Raw genomic sequence first — 22,943 nt, forward strand, 5'->3', positions numbered from 1 at the left:
ATCCGGAAAAGCAAAAGGGCAGATGAACTCTGCCCTTTTCTATTTCTTGGTCAACCGCGCCAGATCCGCATCAGAGCGGATTCAGGACTGAACAGTCGATACTGCCAGCCGGATTAACGTGTCGATGCGAAGTAACGCGCGACCATTGCAGCGATCAGCAGGGTGTAAGGCAGGACGTCGATCAGAATACGCATGGCAGGCTCCGCAAAAAGTGATTTATGTTGCGTTGCAGTATGCGTGTTTCGATCTGCTTTTTCCAATTTTGATTACCAATACCAGTTATTGGTTTGTTGAATATCTGCTTCTTTTCAGTCTGGCAAGTGCAATCAGTCAATCAACTCATCAGGAACGCCGGTGTCGCCATGGGAACGATACTTTCCTGAGCGGCCGTACGGATCTGGTTGCGGCCATGTTCCTTGGCTTCATAGAGGGCCTTGTCGGCAGCCAGCGCCAGCATGGTCGTATTGCTGCCCGCGCCGGGAACCATGGCTGACACGCCAATGCTGAGCGTGACATGTCCGGATGGCACATTTTCCGCATGAGGGATGGCTGCCTGCGACAGGTTATAGAGCAGGCGTTCGCCAACCAGCCGTGCGCCGCTGGCGTCGGTATTGGGCAACATCACCACAAACTCTTCGCCGCCATAGCGTGCAGCGACGTCGCCGGGGCGGTTGATCACTGCCAGCATATGGCTGGCAATCTTGCGCAGGCAGTCGTCACCCGCCAGATGGCCATAGCAGTCGTTGTATTTTTTGAAAAAGTCGACATCAATCATCAGCAGCGCCAGCGAACGCTTGTCGCGGCGCGCGCGATTCCATTCAATTTCCAGCACCTGGTCAAAGCAGCGTCGGTTTGACAATGCCGTCAACCCGTCCTGGTTGGCCTGGGTCATGAGGATTTTATTGGCGCCGGCGATGCTGTTATAGAGCCGGGTGATGCCGTAGAGCTGTGAAATCAGCACGACAAGCGACGTGAACAGGCTGGTCATCTTGGCGAAATACCAGCCCAGCGAAAAGCGCGAGCCGCCATACAGCGTCAGCCAGATGTCGATGCAGGCGGCGAACATCCCGACCATCACCCACAACTGCTCAGGCTTGCTGTCACGCATGCGCATGACGCAGAGCAGGGCAATCAGATTGATGCCAAATACCAAGGCGGGGATGACCAGGGTCGAATCGTCGAAGAAGTTTTTGCCATTGCGAAACACCGCAGGCATATAGGGCAAACCGATCGTCGCGCTCAGCGTCAGCAGGGCGACCACGGCGATCGTCGCAATGATGGATGTACGCACACTGGTGGCAGTGCCGGCAACGTCGTCCGAACTCAGTGCATAGCGAATGATCAGAAGGCCAAAGCCGGTATGCCAGTAGCACCACAGCCAGACTGCGCTACTCGTCTCGCCGATAATGGGGGCTGTCATCAGACCGCCGGGAAACGCCGCAATCAGCGGAATGAAAATGACGGTGACGAAGAAGTACGCGGTGCCCAATCGTATCGTGCGTTCGTTGCTCTCGATCAGGCCTTTGGCAAAAAGCAGCGCGCCGAGAATGATGTTGATGATGATCATTGCAATGCCGAACGCACTCATATAGCCCGGTACCGGCAACAGCGGCACCATGGCCAGCGGTGTGGCGATGGCTGCAGACAGCAATAGCAGCGTGACGACGACCTTGGCCAGGCCGATCTGGCGACTACCTACTTCTGCTTCCTTGATGAGATAAAGTTCGTCTTGCATGTCACTCGTCTTTTAATTGATTTTTTCACATCTTAGTGCGTATAAAGTCCTCCGACTGAGAAGAATCATGCCCGATTGATAATTTATTTTGGAATGTTGTAATTTAGACGAGATAGTTTTTTTGAGGCAATGAAAGCGTTCGTAAAAATGCCGGAAAGTCGCTCCTGATGGGCTTTCTTCGTGTTGCGCATCAGAAAAACAGCGTGAACCGGCCGTGATGAGAATTCGAACGTGAAAGGAACAGAAAGTATCAAACGTAAAAAAAGCGCGGACTTGCCGCGCTTTTTTACGCCTCAATCGTTGCCTTGCGGCGTTCGCAAACTCAGTTTTGCGATTGCAGGGTGAGTCCTTTTTTGTCAAAGCCGATGCGTACTTTGTAGACGCTTGGCGCTTTGAGATCGAGTGTCAGGGTCGCCGGCGGAATTGTGTAGTTGGTGTTGAGCGAGCGCATGGGTTTGACGCTGAAAGTGTAGCTGGTGCCAGGCTTGAGCCAGATGCTCAGACGTTCGCCTTCCCAGATCTCTGCCAGGACAACATCATTGATCGCCAGTTCTTCAGGAGAGCTGCCAATGAAAAATCCCGACTCGCGCGAGAACTGTACTTCAGCCAGATCCGGCATTTGCGCCGTCATGCTCTTGATATAGATGCGTGCCAGTGGGACTTGTCCGGTCGGCGTTGTCTGTTGGTTCGGCGGCGTGGTGCTGCATGCCGCCAACGTCAATGCCAGCAGGCAGGCGGTGATCGGTGTCTTCATTGCTGCTTCCTTATAGGATGAAATGATGGTTCTGGATGCTTCTTTTTTATCTGTATTCCAGATTCGTGGTGGTGATTTTGACACGAAGCGACCATGACGTGGGGCAATACAGCAATGACGGCTAGCTCTCAGGGTGAATGCGATAGACGCAGCGCCGTGCACCAGCCAGCAAATGTTCTTCGCGCGTCACGGATGCTTCATCGCCGATCACTTCCTGAAACAGTTGCAGCTCCGAGCGGCAGAAGCCCTGACAGCTTTGTGCTGCAGCACAGATCGGACAATGGTCTTCGATCAGCAGCCAGTCCTTGCCCTGTTTTTCGACACGCGCCATATAACCCTCCGCAGCACGCAGGCCGGCCAGCTTTTCCAGTTTTCTGGGGATGCTGTTTTGGCTTTGGCAGGCATGCAGATAGTCACTGCGCATTTCGCCTTCACGTTGTGCAATCAGGCGCTCCAGTCCTTCTTCGCCAAACAGTTGCCTGATTGATCCGATCAGTTGCACCGTCAGGTAGGCGTGTGAGTCGGGGAAGCGGGCATGGCCTGCCGCGCTGAGCTCCCAGTTCTGTTTCGGCCGGCCGGCGCCGGATGAGATTTCCTGAGCGCCTTTGATCAGATCTTCCGCCAAGAGCTTTTGCACTTGCAGCCGGGCGGCTTCCGCTGTCATCGCCAATTCCTGCGCCAACTGGGCGGTCGAGGCCGATCCCTTGGTCTTCAGGCGAAACAGGATGCGTTCGGCCGTCGGCATGGTCTCAGTATTTTCCAAGTTTTTGCTTGTGTATTTCATTGAGCAGGCTTAGTATGCGTTTGAATAAATATCCAATTAAACACTTGCATATTATGCTTTCCCCATTCGAATGTCGAGGCGCGCGATGACTGACACAAGCAATATTGAAGACGCAATCCAAGCCAGCAAGCGCATCCGTGACGATGCTGCCTCCGTACCTTCCGCCAGCTGGGGTGAATTGCTCTCCGGCGGCAATGCCTTGCGTGCCGTCGCATTGACAGGCGGCGTTGCGCTGCATGCCATCAACGTCCACATCGTCACCACCATCCTGCCTTCGGTTGTGCGCGATATCGGCGGCCTGGCCTATTACGCGTGGAACATCACACTATTTGTCGCGGCGTCGATTTTCGGTTCGACGCTGACCAGCAAACTGCTGGATGTACTCGGCCCGCGTCGCACCTATTTGTTCGCGCTGGCGGTTTTCTCCGCCGGTTCCATTTTGTGCGCGACGGCGCAAGACATGTTCTGGATGCTGAGCGGGCGCAGCGTGCAAGGCGTCGGCGGCGGCTTGCTGGCGGCGTTGAGTTATGCCTTGATTCGTATCGTATTTGAGCAGCGGCTTTGGTCGCGCGCGGTGTCGCTGGTATCAGGCATGTGGGGCATTGCCACACTGCTCGGGCCGGCGGTCGGCGGGATATTTGCGGAAAGCGGCGCGTGGCGGTTGGCGTTCTGGTGCCTGCTGCCGGTATCGTTGGCCCAAGCGTTGATTGTCGCCGCACAGTTGCGTGGCAAACAAGGGACCGGCAAGCCGACTGTACGCATGCCTTTAGTGAAAATTGCCTTGCTCACAGCCTCCGTACTGCTGGTGGCGCTGGCTGGGCAAGCGCTGGATGACGCCGGCAAGTTGCTCGGCGTGGCTGCCGGCCTGGTATTGGGCGTGCTGGTTGCGCGGCTCGATCTTCGTCCTGGGGTTGCCTTGCTGCCTGCCGACGCCTATACCCTGAAGAGTGCGATGGGCAAAGTCTTCGCCAGTTTGTCCTTGCTGATGATCGCCGGCATGACGGAAATCTTCGTGCCGTATTTTTTGCAAACGCTGCATGCCTACTCGCCGTTGCAGGCCGGTTACATGACGGCCGCCATGGCGGGTGGCTGGAGCCTTGCCTCCTTACTCAGTTCGTCGAGCAATGATACGGGCGCCGATCGCATGGTGCGGACAGGGCCGGTGATCATGGCGCTGTCCCTGATCGCGCTGGCCTTGCTGTTGCCGGGGGATCTGTTGAATGGTATCGATGGCATCGCCTCTGCGATCGAAGGCGTGTGTATCGCGGTAGCCTTGGCCGGTGTCGGACTCGGGATCGGCATGGGCTGGCCGCATCTGGTGACACGTGTGATGAAGTCGGCGAAGGCTGGTGAAGAAAACCTGGCCTCCGCCGGCATCAGCACAGTGCAGCTGTATGCAATGGCGATCGGCGCAGCGTTGGCAGGGTTGACGGTCAACGCAGCCGGCTTAAGCCAGCCGGGAGGCCCGGATGGTGCGCGTATGGCCGCCTATTGCCTGTTCGGATTATTTGCGCTGGGGCCGATGGCGGCGATTGTTCTGGTGCGCAGATTGACGGCGCAGTAAGCAGAAACCGCTAGGAAGCCATCATGTCAGCAAGCCTGCAGGAAGCCGCTCTGCCATCGGATATCAGCGAGATTGAATATCACCTGATCGTCGCTGAATTCGATGCACTTTGGGGACGCACCCGGCGACTGAGCCCTGCCGAATCCGCCAGAATGGATTACATGATTTGTCTGATCGAAGCGTTTGAAGCCAGTCGCGGCAAGGATTCTTTCAACTGATCGAGGTCTGCGGCTGGCAGTCGCACATGCAGCCGTGCCAGCGTGTCGTGGCTGCTGCCGACTAATGTGTATTGTTTCTGTTGCAACCAGTAGCGCAGGTGCGATTCATCCGCGTAGGCGATGGTGATTTCCACTTCGGCGTAGGCGATGCGTTCGATACGGTGCGCCTGCTTTAAGGCCGATGCCACGGCATCGGTATAAGCGCGCACCAGTCCGCCCGAGCCCAGCTTGATACCGCCGTAGTAGCGCACCACCGCAGCCAGCACGCCATCAAGCTCGTGATGGCGCAAGACTTCCAGCATCGGACGTCCGGCCGTACCGGAGGGTTCGCCATCATCCGACATGCCCGACTGGCCACCTGCCATCAAAGCCCAGCACACATGTGTTGCAGCCCGATGTTGTGCGCGCAGGCGTTCCAGTTCAGCGTGTGCAGCGTCGCGGCTGTCGACCGGCATGACGATGCCGATGAAGCGGCTTTTGCGGATTTCCGCCTCGACCTCGACGGCGGCGGCGAGCGTATAGGTCGGCAAAATACGTGGCGGCTATCGGGCTCAGGCCGCGACGCCGCGTAGTGCGTCGACTTCGGCTTGCAAGGCCTGATTTTCTGCGGTCAGGGCGGTAATGCGCGCATTCAAGGCGGCGATTTCCGCGCGCAAGGCGACGGGGTCATTGCTGCCGACGGGTGACGAACCGGAGAAGGGCGCACCGTTATCGGCTTCGCCATCTTCCGATTGCGCGCGGGGTGCGGGTGGCGTGCGTGGTGTCCGATTTGCCGCTTGCTGCTCGCGCACCATCTTGGCGGCCTGGCGTAATTCCTTCTTGCCGCCGGCAACGGCGTTGACCTGCTCATCGCTGGGCAGGGACGCGACGGCTGCGGCCGCGTTGATGGAAATCGTGCCGGCACGTACGGCTTCAACCAGTTCCGGCGCGGCGGTCTTGCGGATTTTTTCGATCTGGCCGACGGTGTTGCTGCTGATGCCGGCGACGCGTGCAATGTCTTCGCGCGTCTTGATGGATGCGCTCGGGATAGCGCTATTGGCTGCGGCATCCTCTGCAGGCTTGGCAGCGCCGTCGCCGACAGGTTCATAGGCAGACGCGTCCTTCGACTCGATGGACGCGTCCATCTCCGCCTTGACGCGGGCCGAGATGATGTCGCGCTTGCGCAGCGCCAGCACACCGCGTTGGAAGTCAGTGACGCTGCGGCGGCCGAGCTGGTTATCGATCATCCACAGCATGACGTCGTCGATCGATGCGAAACTGGTGTTCTGTACGGTCTTGAATTCGATGCCGTGCTTGCGGCAGATTTCATAACGGTTGTGGCCGTCAACCAGCACTTCGCCCCACAGCACCAGCGCGTCGCGGCAACCTTCTGCCAGCAGACTGCGCTCAAGAGCGGCGTATTCGTTGGCGGTGAGCGGATCGATGTATTGGAGGAGTTCGTTATTGATGGTGATGTTCATGGCTTCCCTGGTCCGCCCCGGCGAGTCGGTGGCGGCCCGGAATTTTACACTACCCGCGATGGCAAGCCCTAAGCACTGCGGCCGTCATAGTGGATGTGCTTGAGGTGGCCAAGATCTATCCCATCGAGACAACGCACATTGATCGCCGCCATTTTATTGCCCTGCGGATCGACCCCGAACCCGAAAGGCTGGCAGCCGCAGCGCTTGCAGAACTGATGGTCGATCACGTGTTTGTTGAAATGATAGGTGGTGATGGCGCTGTGCGGCGTCTTCAGCGTCAGCTTGTCGCGTGGGACGAACCACAGCAGCGTGCCCTTGCGGCTGCAGTACGAGCAGTTGCAATCGACCACCGGGCCAATGTCGTTCTCGCCCTCGGCCTCGAAGGTAATGTCGCCGCAGTGACAGCTTCCCTGATAAATCATGTTGTCTCCTTCCGAATTGATTTAATGGTTGCGTAGTGTCGCGATCTGTTCGTCCAGGCGATTGAAGCTGCCGTTCCATCCACCCTGATGACCATCGCGTTCTGCCGCTGACTGGAAGGGCGTCTGACGAAAGCGCATCCGTGTCTTGCCGTCTTCTTCGGTGAAGTCGATGGTGACCAGCGTCTCGATACCGCGTTCACCTTCTTCATCCCACGAAAAAGTGAACACCAACCGCTCAGGTGCTTTTACCTCTTGAAACACGCCGCCTTGCCACAGCTTGCGGCCGTCTTCGACGCGATGCAGGCAGCCGCGCCAGCTGCCACCGGGGCGGACATCCATCTCCAATATGGCCGCGGGACATGTCAGCGGTCCCCACCAGTGTCGAACGTGTTCAGGATCCGTCCAAAGTTTGAAGAGCAGTTCTCGTGGCGCGTCGAAGGTGCGGGTGATATTCAGTTCACCCGCTGCGCCCAGTGGCGACGAGAATGCCGATGGCGTGTTCATGATGCATCTCCTTGATTGCTTCCCCGATTCTTGGCGGGCAGCGTCATCGCCTGTCTTATTGTCTTTTGGCGAGATGTGTGAGGCTGTAATCAGGCCGGCATCGGACGTTCGCAGTTGACCATCCATGGGATGCCGAAGCGGTCGATCAGCATGCCAAAACGCACGGCCCAGAAGGTCTCTTCCAGAGGCATGCGCACTTCTGCGCCAACGTTCAAGGCGTTGAAGACGCGCTCGGCCTCGGCCGGATCCGGCGTATTGATCGTGACGCTGAAACCTTGGGGTTTCTCCGCACAGTCTTCCTGCACGTCCGAGCCCATGACGATCTGGCCGGCAATCATGATGCGCGCGTGCATGACGCGGTTGAGCCGCTCTGCAGGCATGTCCTTGGCCATCGGCGAATCGCTGTTGCGCATCATGAAAAGGATGTCGCCACCGAAGATGCTCTTGTAAAACTGGAAGGCTTCTTCGCACTGGCCGTTGAAATTGAGATAAGTATGTAATTGCATGGTCTGCTCCTTGTTCAAAAAGTATTTGGTAAATACGGGATAAGAAGGGTGCTGCTGAGCTTCATGCTGCTGCGACTTGCTATTTTTTGACTGCGGTTTTGCTTATGCTGTTTTTACCGGATGGTTTTGTTTGTGCTTGTTCGATTTTCAAATCTGCCGTCAAGTTCGTTTCAGCCGTGCTCCCCGTGTTTGCCTGCAAGTCAAGCAAGTAGTCATCAAGGCGATCAAGGCTGGCTTCCCAGAACTGGCGGTACTGGTCGATCCAGGCATGCACTTCATGCAACGGCCGGGCTTCCAGCTTGCAAGGCCGCCACTGCGCTTCACGCCCCCGCGTGATCAGGCCGGCGCGCTCCAATACCTTGAGATGTTTGGTAATCGCCGGCGGGCTCATGTCGAATGGCGCCATTAATTCCTTGACCGATGTCTCTCCTGAAGCCAGCCGCGCCAGAATGGCCCTCCGGGTGGGATCGGCAAGAGCGGAGAAGGTCGAGCTGAGGTGGTCAGGGGGCATGGGATTTGTCATTCTTTAATTAACTAAGTGGTAAAGTAAGGCTTCTGCATTGGTGTTGTCAAGAATTTTATGTGTCGTCATACGGATGCGTAGCCGGTCTCGAGCGCGCGCAAGACACGCAACGAAAAACCGGGGTGGCTGTTAAAATCAATGTCTTCCCACGCTTCATACGGAATCGTAATGGACGCCTTTTTCTTCATCCCCGTCGCCATCATGTTGGCATTAGTGCCTGGTCCGAATAATTTTTGCGCGCTCAATAACGGCATTCGCCGCGGTGTTGGCGTGGCGCTGCTGGCGACCTTTGGCCGTGTGACGGCGTTTGCCATTTTTTTAACGATTTCAGCCGTGGGGCTCGGCGCCATGTTGCTGGCTTCCGAAACCGCATTCACGGCGGTGAAGTGGGTGGGGGCGGTCTACCTGTTTTATCTCGGCTATCGCGCCTGGCGCAGCCGTGAATTTCATGGTCTCGAACTGGCCGACGGCGTGGAAAAAGCCGGTGCAAGCGTACCGCTGCAAAAGAGCGTTCGCGCGCTGGTGATGCAGGAGTTCTTGCTTGGTATCACCAACCCGAAAGCGATCATGTTGTTCGCGGCGATCTTCCCGCAGTTCATCGACGCCGCACGTCCGGCGCCACATCAGTTTTTGGTCTTGGGATCGATTTATCTGTGCGCCGAATTCGTATCGAGTGCGGTCTATTCTCTCTGCGGCAAGCAGATCCGCCGCTTCATCCGGACGTCGCGCGGCGTTGCACGCCTGAACAAGGCGACCGGTGGTTTCTTTATCGGCGCCGGTGCGCTGTTGCTGGCGGCGCGTCAGTAGTCGGAATAGTTGCAGCCATCAAAAGGCTGCCGGCTATTCTTTGTCCTGATTGATGGCGTTGAGCAGTTGCAGATGCCGTTCGATTTCAAACACGTGGGCATCCTCTTTGCCCAGTTCGCGTAAAGCGACGGCGAGGCCGAGCAGGTAGTCGGCATTGCGCCCGCTGGGGCCTTCTGCAACGGCGATCTGGCGTGCTATGTCGTGCTCCGGGGCCGGACCGAGGAAAGCAGCATTCTCTTCGGTCGCGATATAGATCAATCCTTCTGCGCTGCTGTGATCCTCAAAAATGATGTCGGTCGACAGACGCAGATAGCCGTTCTTTTCGCGGTAGTCCAGATGGTCGAATACTTCCGGCGTGATCAGGTACGCCATGCCCGCGCAGGTTGCTCCCTCATCCTGGATCAATGTCACCACACGCCCCGGCGCCTGTACGGTACCGCGATGGTCATGCGAGCCTTGCCAGAAGCGGCGGCTCCAGCCCACGATATGGGCGGGGCGACGCTCGATGAACGGAAAATCTGCCTTGAAGATCAGTGAGCCATAGCCGAACAGCCACACGCTGTCATGCTGGTCGAACTTGGTCATGGCTTTGTTGCGGGAGATGGTGTTGTCGGACATGAGCTGGTTTGGTGACTGGGGAGGGCAGGCGCCTCGGATAGGGAAATTATAAGGGCAAGGCTATTTCGCTTCAGTCAGCATTGATCTCTGGTGCCGAGCGATGTGGACAACGTTTGCAATGGAGAGATTCCGGAACCATCTGGAAGAGCGTGCTGGATGTTGCTTTGCAGCATCGTTGTCACATCTCAAGATGAGATCAGGACGTGTCTGTTGCCAGACTGAAGACGAGAGTCGGGGTTAGCGAGAGGCGTCTTGCGGTGAGGGGTTTTGGGAGGGTGGCAAGCAGGGTAGAGCAACACCGTTCCGCGCACCGATGGAGTGGGCGGAACGGAAAGAGGAGGTTCAGCTCTTGTCGTGGTTCTGGTCCATATTGGACAGGCCGGAGTACATGCCGCAGCAATGCGGCTCGCCTCGATGGGAGCCGGTCGTCAGGGCACTGGAGTCGTTCAGATAGTCGACCAGTTTTCTGTAGAGTGTCGCGAAGTACTTTTTCATGATGTCCCCCTTTTCCTTGTTGAGACACTGTTGCCAACCGCACGCCATTACGTAACCAACTATGTAATCGTTTTCATTTTTTACGACAACCGTAAAAACCGTGCGACCTGTAAATAGTTTATATCATTTATTCTACGAGGGGCGGGCTTTCGCGTCTATCAGGCTTTTCCTGAGGGAAATGTGGCTTTTTTGTCTTATTTTCAGCTTCATTTCTGGTGGTTCGTCGTATTTAATCTGACGTTGCTTCTACCTCTGCAGCGTGCGCCAGAAGCCAGTTCTGAAACGCCAGCATCGCCGGTGTCGGCTGTTTTGACTTCAGACGCGTGAGCCAATAGGCGCCGTGACTGATGGAAATGTCGAACGGGCAGGCCAGCCGTCCTTCACGCAATTCACGCTCGAACATGTTGACCGGTAGTAAGGCCACGCCCGCCTGCTGCGCCACCGCTTCCGCCATCGTCAGCGACGAGTCGAACACAAAACCGCGTATCGGCGGGCAGGGTGTGGCGGCAGCGGCAAACCAGCTGTTCCATTCGTCAGTTCGGTAAGAGCGCAGCAGCGTTTCGCTTGCAAGATCCTGCGGGCGCCGCAGACGCGGAGCGATCGCCGGCGCGCACATGGGCGACAGCGGTGCAGCAAACAGGCGGTCGGCGTCGGTGCCGTGCCACGCGCCATCACCGAAGCGAATGGCGTAATCGAGTCCTTCGCCGGCCAGGTCAACGCGGTTGTTGTTGGTCAGCAGACGCAAATCGACGAAAGGATTGGTCTTCTGAAACTCGCGCAGCCGCGGCATCAGCCAGCCGACGGCAAAGGTGCCGACCACGCCCAGCGTCAGCACTTCACGCATCTGCCCGTTCTCGAATTGGCCGAGCACGTTGCTGATGCGTTCGAACGATTCCGCCAGCACCGGCAGCAGCGCCAGGCCTTCGTCCGTGAGTGCCAGACCGCGCGGCAAGCGGCGAAACAAGGCCACGCCCATGCGCTCCTCCAGATTTTTGACCTGCATGCTGACGGCCGTCTGGGTGACGTTGAGTTCGTCTGCAGCGTGGGTAAAGCTCAGATGGCGGGCCGCCACTTCGAAGGCACGTAAAGCATTGAGGGGTAGGTGCATAGAATTTATTTGATATCAGTTTTTCTGTGGTCTGATGCCAATTATCGTGAATTGCGAGGGCATCCGTTGCTGCCTATCATTTCGCTTCATCTCCATTTTTGCAAGGAAAATTATGATTGCGAGAAGACAATTTCTTACGCTGGCCGGGCTGGCATTGAGTGGTACCGCCACGGGCGTTTTTGCAGCAGGGAATAAAGAACTAAAAAAATCTATGGGCTCGTCCTCAATCGTTTCTCAGCTGGCGAAGCTGGAAGCAAGCGTCGGCGGCCGTCTCGGCGTGGATATTATTGACAGCGCCACGCAGCGTCGCTGGGGTTATCGGGCGGATGAACGCTTCCCGATGTGCAGCACTTTCAAGTTCCTGGCATCTGCCGCCGTCCTCAAGCGTGTCGACGCCGGACAAGAGCAGCTCGACCGCCGCATCATTTACGGCAATGACGTACTGGTGTCGTATTCGCCAACGACCAGCAAGCATGTCGGTGGCGACGGCCTGACGCTGGGGCAATTGTGCGAGGCCGCGCTGACACTGAGCGACAACACCGCGGCCAACCTGATCCTCAAAAGCCTCGGCGGGCTGGAGCCGTTCAACAAGTTCATCAAATCGCTGGGTGACAAGCAGACCCGGCTGGATCGCTTCGAGACCGAGCTCAATACTGCCATTCCCGGCGATCCGCGCGACACCACCACACCTGCTGCCATGAGCGATAACCTGCAACACGTCTTGCTGGGCGACGTGCTGTCGCCATCGTCGCGCGCGCAACTGATCGCATGGATGCGCAGCAACAAGACCGGCGACCGCCGTGTGCGTGCCGGCATGCAGCATGGATGGACGGTGGGCGACAAGACCGGCTCGGGGGACTACGGCACGACCAACACCATCGCCATCATCTGGCCACCGCAAGGCAAGCCCTTGCTGGCGTCGATCTACCTGACCAGAACCAAGGCGCCCGAGGATCAGCGCAATGCCGTGTTGGCCGAAGTAGGCAAGATCATCGTCGGTCTTGATCGTTGATGCGGTGCTTCGCAGATTGGCGGGGCAGCTTGTTGTTTAAAGGTAAATTATTCGCTGATTTTTCCTGAAAAAGGCCGTTTGGAAACACCAAAGCCCCGATTTACGGGGCTTTTCGGCTGATGTTGCTGTAAATCAAATCACTGGTTTCGATGTGTAATAGCGCTCTTTGCCGGTGTATCGGCAGGGCAGGTGTGCCGCGCACACAGGAACATTGAAAACAAGCCGCAACAGCGGCGGAAACCAGGGATGGAAACAAGCAATGAACATTATCGGAAACATGAAGATCGGCAAGCGTCTCACGTTGGGCTTTGCCCTCATTCTGGCCTTTTCCATTGTGATTACCGGCATCGGTATCTGGCGTTTGCAGGCCGTGTCGGACGCGACGCGCGACATGATGAGCCAGCCGCTGCTGAAGGAACGTCTGATCGGCGACTGGTACGCCAATCTCGCCAGCGGCATTCGTCGCACCATCGCCATCGCCAAGAGCAGTGATCCCGCGCTCGGCCCTTACTTTGCGGCAGAGGCAGCAGCATCGTCCAAGAGCTCCGGCGAATACCAGAAGAAGGTGGAAGCCTTGTTGGAAACGGACGAAGAAAAGAAGCTGTTCCAGCAGATCGGCGAGCAGCGCAAGATCTATTTGGTTTCACGCGACGACATCAACAAGGCTAAGGCAGCGGGCAATATCGAAGAAGCTGAGCGCGTGCTTGAGAAGGTCTTCGTTCCGGCCTCGACGGCGTATCAGGACACCATGCGCAAGCTGGTTGAACTGCAGCGCAAGGATATCGATGAAACCGCTCTGCATATCGACGTCATCGCCAATGAAAGCCGCGTTCTGCTGCTGGTGCTGGAAGGCCTGATTCTGGCGCTGGGCGTGCTGTGCGCCTGGTACCTGACGGTCGGTATCACACGTCCGATCAATACCGCCGTCGTCCTCTCGCGTCGTGTGGCCGAGGGTGACCTGACTGCCAACGTCAACGTCAACAGCAAGGACGAAACCGGCCAGCTGCTGCAAGCTCTGCAAGACATGAGCAACAGCCTGCGCGGCATCGTCACCAACGTGCGCAGCGGCACCGATACCATTGCCACCGCATCGAGCGAAATCGCCGCCGGCAATCTGGATCTCTCCTCGCGTACCGAGCAACAAGCCAGCGCACTGGAAGAAACCGCGTCCTCGATGGAAGAGTTGATCTCCACCGTCAAGCAAAACGCCGACAACGCGCGCCAAGCCAACCAGTTGGCGGTATCCGCTTCCGAAATCGCTACTCAGGGCGGTGGCGTGGTCGGGCAGGTGGTCGATACCATGGGCGCAATCAATGATTCGTCACGCAAGATCGTCGACATCATCAGCGTGATTGACGGTATCGCCTTCCAAACCAATATTCTTGCGCTCAACGCCGCCGTGGAAGCAGCACGTGCCGGCGAACAAGGCCGAGGCTTTGCGGTGGTCGCCTCGGAGGTTCGTAGTTTGGCGCAACGCTCTGCCGCAGCGGCCAAAGAGATCAAGGTATTGATCAACGATTCCGTCGAAAAAGTCGGCAATGGCAGCAAGCTGGTCGAGCAAGCCGGCGCGACCATGCAAGAAGTGGTCGACAGCGTCAAGCGTGTGACCGACATCGTCGGCGAGATCAGCTCCGCCAGTCAGGAGCAGACTATGGGCATCGAGCAGATCAACCATGCGATCACGCAGATGGATCAGGTCACCCAGCAAAATGCGGCATTGGTGGAAGAGGCTGCTGCTGCGGCTGCGTCGATGCAGACCCAGGCCGACAGCCTGGCGCAACTGGTGAGCGTCTTCACTATCAGCGCGATCAATGGCAATCCGGCACTGCCGCAGGCACGCCGCACCATCGACATCACGCCGAAGGAGCCGCGTTTGTCCTGATCCGGCAAGATGCCGCTTTTCGCTGCTCGACGGTATGAAGCCCGGCCCTGCAAAGGTCCGGGCTTTTTTATCGACATCAGGCATCGGCATCAGGCTGGATATCCGGAAAGTGGGTGTCCGGGATTCCGGATATCCGCAAATTCAAGCCTCGGCTTTTGCTGCCGTGATTTTTAAATCCTCTTTTAAATCAAAGGCTTGATGTTTGCTTACTGTCGTGTCCCCGACTGGCACGAAGCCTGCATTAGGAATCTGAAAAATAAAAATCAGGAGACAGATGTGACGCCAACTTCCTCGCAGTAGATCAACGTCCTTTTCTTGCTCTTGTCGTGCCGCTTTCTGACGCGGATTACGATTGCAGGCGCTTTTTGCCCCTTTTTCGGCAGCATACGGAATGAAGCAAGCATGTAGAAACACATCGGCAGGTTCGTCGAGGGGTTCGTCAATCGATTTTCAACATGTGTTGCATGCATCGTGTACCGCCTTTTTAATAAATACAGGGATACATCCGGAGATAACGATGATCAAGCAAGACCTTTCAAAAGCAGCCGATACGCGGCAGCGTATTTTCGCCATTTTTGGCGCCTCGTCCGGCAATCTGGTGGAGTGGTTCGACTTTTACGTCTACTCCTTCTGCGCCATTTATTTCGCACCGGCATTTTTCCCCAAGGGCGACACCACGACGCAATTGCTCAATACCGCCGGCGTCTTTGCGGCCGGCTTCCTGATGCGTCCTATCGGCGGCTGGCTGTTTGGCCGTATCGCCGACAAGCACGGCCGTCGCCGTTCGATGATGATTTCCGTATTGATGATGTGCGGCGGTTCGCTGATGATCGCCTTCATGCCGACCTACGCTGCGATTGGCGCCGCAGCGCCTTTCCTGCTGCTGGTGGCGCGTCTGTTCCAGGGCTTGTCGGTTGGCGGCGAGTACGGCACCAGCGCCACCTACATGAGTGAAGTTGCGCCGAAGAACAATCGAGGCTTCTTCGCCTCTTTCCAATACGTCACGCTGATCGGCGGCCAGTTGCTGGCGGTGCTGGTATTGGTCGTGATGCAGCAGACACTGAGCAACGAAGAACTGCGTGCCTGGGGCTGGCGCGTGCCGTTCGTGCTGGGTGCTGCCGGTGCATTGGTCGCGCTGTATCTGCGCAGCTCGCTGACTGAAACCGCCAGCGACGAAACCCGCAAGAAGAAAGAAGCCGGCACCTTCGCCGGTTTGTGGAAACACAAGGGCGCGTTCTTCACCGTCGTCGGTTTTACCGCCGGTGGGTCACTGATGTTCTATACCTTCACCACCTACATGCAGAAATACCTGGTCAACACTGCCGGGATGAATGCCAAAACCGCCAGCGCCGTCATGACGGGTGCGCTGTTCGTCTACATGGTGCTGCAACCGCTGTTCGGCGCGCTGTCCGACAGGATCGGCCGTCGCAACATGATGCTGTGCTTCGGCGTGCTTGGAACCTTGTGTACCGTTCCCATCCTGCATTTGCTGAAAGACGTCACTGATCCCTACGCGGCTTTCGGCCTGGCGATCCTGGCGCTGGCGATCGTCAGCTTCTACACCTCGATCAGCGGCCTGATCAAGGCGGAAATGTTCCCGCCGGAAGTGCGTGCGCTGTGCGTCGGTCTGTCGTACGCGGTGGGTAATGCGCTGTTCGGCGGCTCGGCTGAATTCGTCGCACTGTCGTTCAAGGCGGCGGGCATGGAGTCCAGCTTCTACTGGTATGTCTCGATCATGTGTGCGATTGCCTTGTTGATTTCTTTCCGCATGAAGGATCCAACCAAGGTCGGCTACCTCAAAGACGAGGACTGATGTTTCTGCGGGGACGCATCTCCAGCCGGGTTGTCCGGTTGCGATTCATCCGGCTGTGATTCGGTGGAGGCGAGTATCATGCGGGCACTGTTGCTGCGCTTTTACTCTTACCATCATTTTATTCAGACCGGATCGATTTGCCTGCCATGACTTCCCGCAAGACTCCGATATTGATCACCGTCGTCGCGCTGTGCGCGGTGGCGGTTTTTTTTGCGACCTATTTTATCGCTGCAGGCAAGGCGCGCAATGACTTGCGTGCCGCCGGTCAGCGCCAGCTGCAGATCGTCGCGCTGGACTTGCAGTCGATACTCGACAAGTTCGAGACCATGCCCTTTGCGCTCGGTGCTCTGGCTGATGTCGATCAGGTGCTGCATCATCCCGACGACGCTGAAGCTGTCGCGCGTCTTAATCAAACCTTGCAATCGATCCAGCGCCAGTCGCGCGTGCTGGCGATTTACATGATGGACGACAAGGGCATGACCCTGGCGGCCAGCAACTGGAACGAAGAGACCAGCTTTGTCGGCCGCGATTTCGGCTTCCGGCCTTACTTCAGCGAAGCGCTGGCCGGCCGCTTCGGCCGCTTTTACGGCATCGGCAATGTGTCGAGCGAGCCAGGCTATTTCATGGCGCAGCCGATTTATCCGGCGGGTGTGCCGCGCGGTCAGGGCGCGCCCATCGGCGTCATGACCGTCAAAGTCGATTTGTCCGAATTCGAACATACCTGGCGCAGCAGCGATGATCCGATCACGCTGGTGGATGGCAGTGGGGTGGTGTTCCTGAGTAATCGTCCCCTGTGGAAATATCACAGCCTGCGCCCGCTCGATAGCCGCAGACAGCAAGAACTGGCCGGCACGCATCAGTACGCCGACCAGCCGATCACCTCGGTGGGCTCCCTGCACAGGGAGCAGCGGCGCGGTTTCGGCGAGCACATCATGCAGGCCATCCCCAGGCAAGGATGGCAACTGATGCTGTTTCCCTCGCAGGCACGCGTCGCTCGCGTAGCCATGTTGTGGGCAATGTGGGTGGCGCTGGTGATGGCGATTGCGGCGATTTCCTTATGGGCGCTCTATCAGCGCAGACGGCGTTTGCAAGAACGGCTGGAGTCGCGCGATGCCTTGCGCCGCGCCGCGCAGGAGCTGGACGCCACCATCGCCGTGCGCACCCAGGAACTGCGCGTTGCCAATCAGGCACTTGAAGGCCGTTACGCCAAGCTGCAGCAGACCGAAAGCCTGTTGCGTTCCACCCAGAACGAACTGGTGCAGGCCGGTAAGCTCGCGATGCTGGGCCAGATGGCCGCAGGCATGACGCATGAGCTGAACCAGCCGCTGGCCGCTATTCGCGCCTTTGCCGACAACGCCGTGCAGTTCATGCGGCGCGGCCAGTTGCCGCAGGTTGAAGAAAACCTCGAACATATCAGCAGCGCCAGCGCCCACATGGGCAAGATCATCGGTCAGCTCAAAGGTTTTGCGCGCAAGAGCGGCGACGCCATCGCTGTGGTGGATTTGCCGCAGACGGTGGAAGCCGCCGTGCTGTTGCTGCGCAATGAATTTCAGCAGCAGGCGGTTGCCATTGAGATCGACGTGCGTCATCCGGTGCAAGTCATGGGGGATGCCGTACGCACCGAGCAGGTGCTGATCAATCTGCTGCGCAATGCCATTGATGCCGTCGATTCGGTGGAGCTGGTGGCCGACAAGCGTGTGACGGTGATTCTTGATCGCGAAGGTATAGGTGCGGGCGCCGAGGTCGTGATTCGTATCCGCGACACCGGACCGGGTATCCCCGACGAGGTCGTGCCGCATCTGTTTGAGCCTTTCTTCACCACCAAGTCGACCGGCAAAGGTCTGGGCCTCGGACTGGCGATTTCTTCATCTATCGTGCAGGCGATGAACGGCCAGCTGTCGGCGCATAATCTTCCGGAAGGCGGCGCCGAGTTTATGGTGCGCTTGCCTGACATCTCAGAGTAAGAGAGAGTAAGAGGGAGTAAGAGCAAGTGAGAACGAGCGAAAAATAAGCGAGAACGGATAATGAACAAACAATCACCGGCGCCGGCCGCGCTGGCAATACTGATCGAGGACGAGCAAAGCGTACGCAAGGCGACGACCCAGACGCTGGAGTTGGGCGGCTTTTCCGTACAGGCTTGCGCCGACGCCGAACAAGCCTTGCCGCTGTTGCATGCGGGATTTGCCGGCATCGTCGTCACCGATGTGCGGCTGCCGGGCCGTTCCGGTTTGGAGGTGCTGGACCACGTCGTCGCTGCGGATGCCGATCTGCCGGTGATCGTGGTGACCGGCCACGGCGACGTCGGCATGGCGGTCGAGGCGATGCGCGCCGGCGCCTACGATTTCATTGAGAAACCCTTTGCTGCCGAACGTCTGGTGGAGACCGCAAAACGCGCGCAGGAAAAGCGCAATCTGGTTCTCGAAAATCGCCGTCTCAAAGAGGCCTGGCAAGCCGATCCCGATACACCGCCGCTGGTCGGGCAGTCTGCCGCCATGGAGCGCGTGCGTACGCTGATCCGCAGCGTCGGCCCGACCGCCGTGGATATCCTCATCAACGGCCAGACGGGCACCGGCAAGGAAGTCGTGGCGCGCCAGTTACATGCCGCCAGCGAGCGCAAGGGGCCGTTCGTCGCGATCAACTGCGGTGCATTGCCGGAGAGTGTGTTCGAAAGCGAAATCTTTGGTCATGAGGCGGGTGCGTTTACCGGTGCACAAAAGCGCCGCATCGGCAAACTCGAATATGCCAACGGCGGCACGCTCTTTCTCGATGAGATCGAAAGCATGCCCATGACTTTGCAGGTCAAGTTGCTGCGCGTACTGCAGGAGCGCCGGCTGGAACGTTTGGGCGGGAACGAATCGGTCATCATCGATTGCCGTGTGGTTGCCGCCAGCAAGGCGGACTTGCTGCAATTGAGCGGGCAGGGCGCGTTTCGCGAAGACTTGTATTACCGCATCGGTGTGGTCAGTATCGACCTGCCGCGCCTGCGCGAGCGGCGTGACGATATCCCCCTGCTGCTGGCGCACTTCATCCATGCTGCAGCGATCCGCTACGGTCGCGAAGCGCCTGCATGGACGGCTGCGCAGATGGCGCAATGGCAGCAGCGCGACTGGCTGGGAAATGTACGTGAGCTGCGCAATTTTGCCGATCGATGGGTGTTGGGCGTGGCCGATGGTGTCATTCCTGATGCCTCAGTGAGTGGAGTGGCGTTGCCGCAGCAGCTCGACGTCTATGAACGCAGTCTGATCGAGGCGGCACTCACAACCGCGGATGGCAACGTCGCGCTGGCGGCGGAGCAGTTGGGTATTCCCAAAAAGACGCTTTATGACAAGATCAAGAAATACGATCTGGCGACCACACGCTGATCTGTTGTGTGAGTGGCGCAGGGTGTAAGGGAGCATGGGTGGCATAAGCGGCTGTTCGCGCTATATTTAACGTATGCCCTTTGTTTTTGACAGGGGCTGGGTTAGACTTTTGGCCTAGGGAAATATCGGGTGCGATTTCAAGCTGCGTTATCACCGCCAAACAGCATCGGATCCGTCAATTTGGGGAATGTCATGAAGCGCTTTATCGCCTTGTCGCTGGCCGCCTGCATCGCTTTTATCCTGTGTGCCTGCGAACGAACAGAATTCGAAAAAAAATCCGAGCGTGACGCTGATGCACGCCGCGCCGTGAATACCAAGCCAAAACCACAGTACTGATGTGTGCTGAGTCCGCTTCTTCTGCGACTCAATAGCGACTCAGTAGCGCTGGGGCCAGGATTTCGGTGTCTTGTACGTGTGGCTGACCACGATGCGTGTGGCCGCAATCAGGCCGCTCAGCCCCAGCACCAGTTGCGTCAGGGTGTCGCCAGGCAAGCCCCACACCGATGACCCCGGCGCCGCGACACCTGTTGCGGCCGTGATCACCGGCGCTACCCATTCAGCCTCTTCGGTGACATCCAGCAGAATGTCGCCTTCCGATGTTGTGTGCATATAGACTTCGCCGCCCAGTTCCAGGCAAAAGCAGATGCCGTAACCCTTCGTGTTGTCCTTCTTGACAGCCTGTTGCAAATCCCGGTTGTAGTTGTCTATCCACGCTTCCACGTCATAGGTGGTCGTGAGAACAATCCACGGGCGGGTGGGCTGGACGTCAACTCGGCCTTGCTCCAGATCCTGCTCTGGATTTTGTGGAAGATCTTGCTCTGGATCGTGCATGTGATTAGTTCTTGGTTGTTATTGCTTGTGCTTGCTTGTGCTTACTTATGTCTACTTGCAACAATGGCTCCCCTTCGGAGACCTGCATTATCGGCTCTTTTGCATGCGGCGGCACCGTGAAGACGTGTCTTGCGGATGAAGTTTGCGTTTGTTGTTATTGATGCAATGGATGACGCCGGTCTGCCGGATTTGAAATCCGCAGGTAAGATGCTGACGGAATCCGACATCATGATCCGTCACGCTCCGTCATTCACCTCCAGAAGAAAGCGACCATGAAGCACACTGCCGTCAGCCGTCACGCGACTGTTTTTCTGCGACTCATTCTGTGCTTGCTATTGTTTGTCGCCGCGTCGGCATGGCGATCACCAGCGTACGCCCAGCAAAAGATCACTTTCCCCTCGGCGGAATACGCCAACAAATTCGAGATGGCCAGGAAGCCGGGCAAGCCCATTGAAATCGTTGGCTATCTCTCGCTACCCACGATCCCTGTCAGTGGCAAAATCCCGGTCGTGATCATCGCCCACGGCAGCGCCGGGATTGAAGCTAAGGACACCGCATTCTGGGCACCGTATTTCAACAAGCTGGGCTTTGCCAGCTTCGTTGTGGATTCATTTACGCCGCGTGGCGTGAAGAGTACGGTCGATGACCAGGCGCTGGTGAGCAATGCGGCGGACACCGCAGATGCATTTTTCGCGTTGAAATTTATTGCGGCGGATCCGCGTTTCGACGCCAACAGAGTCGGCATCATCGGCTTCAGCCGCGGCGGCCTGGCTGCCAATGAAACGTCGACTAAAACTTTCCGCGACAATGTTCTGCGTGCGGACAAAAATCTGCAATTTGCTTTCCATATTCCTGTCTACGCAGGATGCCAGAATTCGCGTTATCGCAAGAATGGCAGCTTTGATCGCACCGGTGCGCCGATGCTGTTTTTGATGGGCAGCAAGGACGACTACACACCGGCCGGGTTCTGTCTCGATCAGATCAAAGGCATGCAACAAGAGTATCCGGACGTGATCGACTATCGTGTCTATGAAGGCGCCAACCACAGCTTCGATAACAATCAAGGCGCGCATTATCTGCCGACGGGCACGTCAACACGGGACTGCCCGATGGTGGAAACCGACATCCCCTCCTGGGCCAGATCTATCGTCCCGACCGGCCAACGCCTCTCGCTCGCGGAAGAAAATCAGATGTACAAAGATTGCGTGAAGCGAGGCGTGACGGTCGGATCCTACGACAGTAAATACCGCAACATGGCTGCAAAAGATATCGAGGATTTCCTGCGCAAGATCAAGATGATCGACTGATCATGAAATATCATCAACAATCGTCAATGAAAGACCGCTTCACGTTGTAACGCGGCCTGCACCGAGGGGCGGACGCGAATGCGCGCCAGATAAGCCGCGATACCCGGCCAGCCACTGAGATCAATCGCAAAGAAGCGAGTCCATTGCAGCACCGTGAAAAGATAAGCATCCGCTACGGTGAAGGCATCCCCCAGCAGATAGTCGTGTCGCTGCAGCGTGTTCTCGATCTGGTCAAAACGTTTATTCAGTTTGGCTTTAAATACTTGTTTCACTTCTTCCGGAATTTCGACATTGAAGAGTGGACTCAGGCCAGCGTGTATCTCGCTGGTGATGAAATTCAGCATCTCCTGCAAGCGCACGCGTTCCCATGAGCCATTGATCGGTGCCAGTCCCGCTTCGGGTTTCAAGTCCGCGAGGTATTGCAGGATGGCGACGCCTTCGGTCAGTACTTCGCCATTGGTCAGCTGCAGCGCTGCGACGTATCCCTTCGGATTGATCGTCAAGAAATCCTCGCCGTCCGAGGTCTGTTTGGTCTGGTTATTGACCTTGACCAGATCGAAAGGCAAGCCGAGTTCATGCAAGACAATGTGCGGTGAAAAAGAGCAGGTTTCAGGTGCAAAATAAAGTTTCATGATGGGCTTCATACGTCTCTATGGTGACAAGGAGAGGTATTATCTCGATGGTAGTTACCGTTGTATAGAAGGCAGTTTTTTGTGGTGTAGGTACAAAAACTATACCGCTGTATTGTTTGATCGCCGCTGTTTGATGGCATTGGGGAAAGCGCATGAAAGAGAACGTATCCGGCTGCCCGGTTGAAGAAGCGATGAGTCTTGTCGGCGGTCGCTGGCGCATGTTGATTGCGCACTTCCTGCTTGACGGTCCGAAGCGATTCAATCAATTGCGCAGGGATATTCCCAATATCTCGCAGCGCATGCTCACACTGGAGTTGCGGGCCTTGGAGGAAACCGGAATGGTCTTGCGCACCGTCTACCCGGAGGTGCCGGTGCGCGTGGAATATGCACTGACCGGTGATGGAGAGCGACTCAAGCCCTTGCTCGAGATGCTGCATACCTTCGGTCGCTGGCTCAAGGCCCGGCCGCCGCGAGAAGAGAGCGAGCAGGACGCAGAAAGCGACGGCGCGGCGCGCAAGGGCATGACCACGATACGGATACAAAAAATGACTAAGGGTACGGCCAAAAATATGAGAAAGGAAACCGCAAAGTAAGCGGTTTTTTCAG

The 22,943-nt window shown here is 57.3% G+C and carries 26 protein-coding genes; 11 read left to right on the forward strand and 15 right to left on the reverse strand.

Annotated elements, in window-relative coordinates:
* Window positions 1-334: 334 nt before the first annotated feature.
* From hmeg3_RS07320 to hmeg3_RS07330, 3 genes are all read right to left on the reverse strand, one after another.
* Window positions 335-1,735 (reverse strand): GGDEF domain-containing protein, encoded by a 1,401-nt coding sequence (locus hmeg3_RS07320; protein WP_094563158.1) that lies wholly within the window; start codon window positions 1,733-1,735, stop codon window positions 335-337.
* A 322-nt stretch (window positions 1,736-2,057) separates the two neighbouring features.
* Window positions 2,058-2,489 (reverse strand): hypothetical protein, encoded by a 432-nt coding sequence (locus hmeg3_RS07325; protein ID WP_094563159.1) that lies wholly within the window; start codon window positions 2,487-2,489, stop codon window positions 2,058-2,060.
* A gap of 121 nt (window positions 2,490-2,610) precedes the next feature.
* Window positions 2,611-3,273 (reverse strand): metalloregulator ArsR/SmtB family transcription factor, encoded by a 663-nt coding sequence (locus hmeg3_RS07330; protein WP_094563160.1) that lies wholly within the window; start codon window positions 3,271-3,273, stop codon window positions 2,611-2,613.
* 85 nt (window positions 3,274-3,358) lie between these two features.
* Here hmeg3_RS07330 and hmeg3_RS07335 point away from each other — a divergent pair, with 85 nt between their 5' ends.
* Entirely contained in the window at window positions 3,359-4,837 is a 1,479-nt protein-coding gene (locus hmeg3_RS07335) for an MFS transporter (protein WP_094563161.1), read from the forward strand.
* A gap of 23 nt (window positions 4,838-4,860) precedes the next feature.
* Window positions 4,861-5,055, forward strand: coding sequence for a hypothetical protein (locus hmeg3_RS07340; RefSeq protein ID WP_094563162.1), 195 nt, complete (start codon window positions 4,861-4,863; stop codon window positions 5,053-5,055).
* Here the strand turns inward: hmeg3_RS07340 and hmeg3_RS07345 are convergent.
* From hmeg3_RS07345 to hmeg3_RS07370, 6 genes are all read right to left on the reverse strand, one after another.
* Entirely contained in the window at window positions 4,995-5,585 is a 591-nt protein-coding gene (locus tag hmeg3_RS07345) for a YigZ family protein (RefSeq protein WP_094563163.1), read from the reverse strand. The genes hmeg3_RS07340 and hmeg3_RS07345 overlap by 61 nt on opposite strands.
* A gap of 21 nt (window positions 5,586-5,606) precedes the next feature.
* Window positions 5,607-6,515 (reverse strand): hypothetical protein, encoded by a 909-nt coding sequence (locus hmeg3_RS07350; RefSeq protein WP_094563164.1) that lies wholly within the window; start codon window positions 6,513-6,515, stop codon window positions 5,607-5,609.
* A gap of 68 nt (window positions 6,516-6,583) precedes the next feature.
* Window positions 6,584-6,937 (reverse strand): GFA family protein, encoded by a 354-nt coding sequence (locus tag hmeg3_RS07355; RefSeq protein WP_094563165.1) that lies wholly within the window; start codon window positions 6,935-6,937, stop codon window positions 6,584-6,586.
* Between the two features lie 21 nt (window positions 6,938-6,958).
* Window positions 6,959-7,441 (reverse strand): SRPBCC domain-containing protein, encoded by a 483-nt coding sequence (locus hmeg3_RS07360; RefSeq protein WP_094563166.1) that lies wholly within the window; start codon window positions 7,439-7,441, stop codon window positions 6,959-6,961.
* Window positions 7,442-7,530: 89 nt separating this feature from the next.
* Window positions 7,531-7,947: a VOC family protein gene (locus hmeg3_RS07365; protein ID WP_094563167.1), complete on the reverse strand. Its 417-nt coding sequence runs from the start codon at window positions 7,945-7,947 to the stop codon at window positions 7,531-7,533.
* A 79-nt stretch (window positions 7,948-8,026) separates the two neighbouring features.
* Window positions 8,027-8,458, reverse strand: coding sequence for a helix-turn-helix transcriptional regulator (locus hmeg3_RS07370; RefSeq protein ID WP_232511914.1), 432 nt, complete (start codon window positions 8,456-8,458; stop codon window positions 8,027-8,029).
* A gap of 180 nt (window positions 8,459-8,638) precedes the next feature.
* Here hmeg3_RS07370 and hmeg3_RS07375 point away from each other — a divergent pair, with 180 nt between their 5' ends.
* Entirely contained in the window at window positions 8,639-9,277 is a 639-nt protein-coding gene (locus tag hmeg3_RS07375) for a LysE family translocator (RefSeq protein WP_094563168.1), read from the forward strand.
* A 33-nt stretch (window positions 9,278-9,310) separates the two neighbouring features.
* On the opposite strand, the gene hmeg3_RS07380 is transcribed toward hmeg3_RS07375, so the two are convergent.
* The 3 genes from hmeg3_RS07380 to hmeg3_RS07390 form a co-directional block, all read right to left on the reverse strand.
* A complete protein-coding gene (locus tag hmeg3_RS07380) occupies window positions 9,311-9,895 on the reverse strand; it encodes a gamma-glutamylcyclotransferase (RefSeq protein WP_094563169.1) in 585 nt (194 codons plus the stop codon).
* A gap of 342 nt (window positions 9,896-10,237) precedes the next feature.
* Window positions 10,238-10,390, reverse strand: coding sequence for a hypothetical protein (locus hmeg3_RS24925; RefSeq protein ID WP_198361801.1), 153 nt, complete (start codon window positions 10,388-10,390; stop codon window positions 10,238-10,240).
* 229 nt (window positions 10,391-10,619) lie between these two features.
* Entirely contained in the window at window positions 10,620-11,498 is an 879-nt protein-coding gene (locus hmeg3_RS07390) for a LysR family transcriptional regulator (protein WP_094563171.1), read from the reverse strand.
* 112 nt (window positions 11,499-11,610) lie between these two features.
* Here hmeg3_RS07390 and bla point away from each other — a divergent pair, with 112 nt between their 5' ends.
* Both bla and hmeg3_RS07400 read left to right on the forward strand, forming a co-directional pair.
* The gene (bla, locus tag hmeg3_RS07395; protein WP_094563172.1) at window positions 11,611-12,510 is read left to right on the forward strand and encodes a class A beta-lactamase; all 900 of its coding nucleotides are present in this window, start codon (window positions 11,611-11,613) and stop codon (window positions 12,508-12,510) included.
* Between the two features lie 259 nt (window positions 12,511-12,769).
* The gene (locus tag hmeg3_RS07400; protein ID WP_094563173.1) at window positions 12,770-14,392 is read left to right on the forward strand and encodes a methyl-accepting chemotaxis protein; all 1,623 of its coding nucleotides are present in this window, start codon (window positions 12,770-12,772) and stop codon (window positions 14,390-14,392) included.
* Window positions 14,393-14,533: 141 nt separating this feature from the next.
* On the opposite strand, the gene hmeg3_RS24660 is transcribed toward hmeg3_RS07400, so the two are convergent.
* Window positions 14,534-14,806 carry a hypothetical protein gene (locus hmeg3_RS24660; RefSeq protein WP_157739222.1) on the reverse strand — a complete coding sequence of 91 codons (273 nt, stop codon included), beginning with the start codon at window positions 14,804-14,806 and terminating at the stop codon, window positions 14,534-14,536.
* Window positions 14,807-14,909: 103 nt separating this feature from the next.
* Here hmeg3_RS24660 and hmeg3_RS07405 point away from each other — a divergent pair, with 103 nt between their 5' ends.
* The 4 genes from hmeg3_RS07405 (at window position 14,910) to hmeg3_RS24930 (ending at window position 19,903) form a co-directional block, all read left to right on the forward strand.
* Complete coding sequence (locus hmeg3_RS07405) at window positions 14,910-16,205, forward strand: MFS family transporter (protein ID WP_094563174.1); 1,296 nt, start codon at window positions 14,910-14,912, stop codon at window positions 16,203-16,205.
* Window positions 16,206-16,351: 146 nt separating this feature from the next.
* On the forward strand, window positions 16,352-18,169 hold the full coding sequence (locus hmeg3_RS07410; protein ID WP_094563175.1) for an ATP-binding protein: 1,818 nt from the start codon (window positions 16,352-16,354) through the stop codon (window positions 18,167-18,169).
* 60 nt (window positions 18,170-18,229) lie between these two features.
* Window positions 18,230-19,567, forward strand: a complete 1,338-nt coding sequence (locus hmeg3_RS07415; RefSeq protein ID WP_094563176.1) for a sigma-54 dependent transcriptional regulator — start codon at window positions 18,230-18,232, stop codon at window positions 19,565-19,567.
* A gap of 192 nt (window positions 19,568-19,759) precedes the next feature.
* Window positions 19,760-19,903 carry a hypothetical protein gene (locus hmeg3_RS24930; protein ID WP_198361802.1) on the forward strand — a complete coding sequence of 48 codons (144 nt, stop codon included), beginning with the start codon at window positions 19,760-19,762 and terminating at the stop codon, window positions 19,901-19,903.
* A gap of 39 nt (window positions 19,904-19,942) precedes the next feature.
* Here hmeg3_RS24930 and hmeg3_RS07420 read toward each other — a convergent pair whose 3' ends face one another.
* Window positions 19,943-20,398, reverse strand: coding sequence for a hypothetical protein (locus hmeg3_RS07420; protein WP_094563177.1), 456 nt, complete (start codon window positions 20,396-20,398; stop codon window positions 19,943-19,945).
* A 272-nt stretch (window positions 20,399-20,670) separates the two neighbouring features.
* Here hmeg3_RS07420 and hmeg3_RS07425 point away from each other — a divergent pair, with 272 nt between their 5' ends.
* Window positions 20,671-21,705, forward strand: a complete 1,035-nt coding sequence (locus tag hmeg3_RS07425; protein WP_094563178.1) for a dienelactone hydrolase family protein — start codon at window positions 20,671-20,673, stop codon at window positions 21,703-21,705.
* Window positions 21,706-21,728: 23 nt separating this feature from the next.
* On the opposite strand, the gene gstA is transcribed toward hmeg3_RS07425, so the two are convergent.
* A complete protein-coding gene (gstA, locus tag hmeg3_RS07430; protein WP_094566190.1) occupies window positions 21,729-22,337 on the reverse strand; it encodes a glutathione transferase GstA in 609 nt (202 codons plus the stop codon).
* Between the two features lie 152 nt (window positions 22,338-22,489).
* Here gstA and hmeg3_RS07435 point away from each other — a divergent pair, with 152 nt between their 5' ends.
* A complete protein-coding gene (locus tag hmeg3_RS07435; protein WP_094563179.1) occupies window positions 22,490-22,930 on the forward strand; it encodes a helix-turn-helix domain-containing protein in 441 nt (146 codons plus the stop codon).
* Window positions 22,931-22,943: the final 13 nt, after the last annotated feature.

This window comes from Herbaspirillum sp. meg3 (assembly GCF_002257565.1).
Lineage (GTDB): Bacteria > Pseudomonadota > Gammaproteobacteria > Burkholderiales > Burkholderiaceae_D > Herbaspirillum.